We start from the raw sequence: 1,293 nt of genomic DNA, 5'->3' as shown, positions 1-1,293 counted from the left end.
TATGATATTGTGTCCTATTTTAAAACACTACCACCATTACCATCATTACCAACCAAGTTTTTTAATCTCCTAATTTCATCTATTAATTTTGGAATATCTTGTTTAGCATTTGCAATAAAAATATAGTCATCTACTCTGGCTCCTTCAATTTCAAAATCTTCTCCTCTATCATTTTCATCCCCAGTCATTATAAAATGGGAACCGCTTGAATGGTCTCGTCCTTCTATATATGCTTTCCATGGACCACGTGTTGAATATTTACATCTTTTTTCAATTTCTTTTAATTCTTTTTCGTCTATCATACTATTGATTATTAAATATAGGTTTTATAATTACATTCATTAAACTAGAGGCTGTCTTAGAATTAGGTATCGACATAGTTGCATGATTTGGGTTGTATTTTGTAGGAGAAGATATTACATCACCTCCAGCTTTTCTAACTGCCCCTACCGTTGTGACTCCAACTTTTTTATGAGGAATTCCCTTCGACAACTCTTCAATTGTGCTCCCAGTTTTACTATTTACAGAAATTCCATCTAACATCCTATCAGATAATCTTGAAGAAACTCCACTACCTCCGTCAAATCTATCAGGAGTATTTGAGCCTCCTCTAACAACTAGAGCATCATCCGATAATGCTGCGACATCATCTACTTTATTTGAAACCTTAGCTGCTGCATTTACGGCATCATCTGCTTTAGAAAGTAATCCGCCACCACCAAGGGTAGTAGCCAATTCAACAGTATTACTTACTTGTACTTCTGCTTGCGCAGTTAAAGCACCTTCTACACCACCTTCTTGATACCCCTTTCCAATTTTAAAAGCGGCCTTAATAGTTCTATTTGAATTGATAGCTGCATTAACTACTCTGTCTTTAAAAGAAGTTTTAGTATCTGGTGTAAAAAGTACTCCTGGGTTTTTTACTAAAGTCTTTACGCCATTATAAGTATTTGAAACATAATTTTTTACTCCATTAACTTGAGCTTTTGCATACGTTTTAACAAATCCCCATAATGATGGAGGGTCTCCTGGTCCTGATGGAGCCATTCCATCATAATCTTGAAAATAAATAGGATTATTAAACCCAAAATTATATGGACTATGCCTTGTCATATCTTCTGCTAATGGGTCTAAATTCATCCATCTACCAAGAGCTGGGTCATAATTCCTTGCGCTAACATCATACCAATCCAGTCCAAGCTCGTCGTTGAATTCCTTCCCGCCGAACATAAACCTGCGCGCGACCGAATTAGAATTCGCCGAGACGTTGTTGTTGTACCCCTTATGTTTTAG

At 36.3% G+C, this 1,293-nt stretch carries 2 protein-coding genes; both read right to left on the bottom strand.

All coding sequences use genetic code 11. The features are described from left to right. Nucleotides 1-14: 14 nt before the first annotated feature. On the bottom strand, nucleotides 15-302 hold the full coding sequence (locus tag KCG49_RS16280; protein ID WP_218548015.1) for a hypothetical protein: 288 nt from the start codon (nucleotides 300-302) through the stop codon (nucleotides 15-17). A 1-nt stretch (nucleotide 303) separates the two neighbouring features. Continuing rightward, nucleotides 304-1,293: RHS repeat domain-containing protein (locus KCG49_RS16275; RefSeq protein WP_305729002.1), on the bottom strand; the 990-nt coding region annotated here is incomplete at its 5' end.

Origin of the sequence: Winogradskyella luteola, assembly GCF_019203985.1 — a bacterium.
Lineage (GTDB): Bacteria > Bacteroidota > Bacteroidia > Flavobacteriales > Flavobacteriaceae > Winogradskyella > Winogradskyella luteola.
The sequence above is the reverse complement of the archived record's forward strand: the minus strand, read 5'-3'. Positions and strand labels throughout refer to the sequence as shown.

Bases quoted from the DNA above. Each gene is read 5' to 3' on its own strand.
- KCG49_RS16280 (WP_218548015.1), bottom strand. From the start codon at position 302: ATGATAGACGAAAAAGAATTAAAAGAAATTGAAAAAAGATGTAAATAT.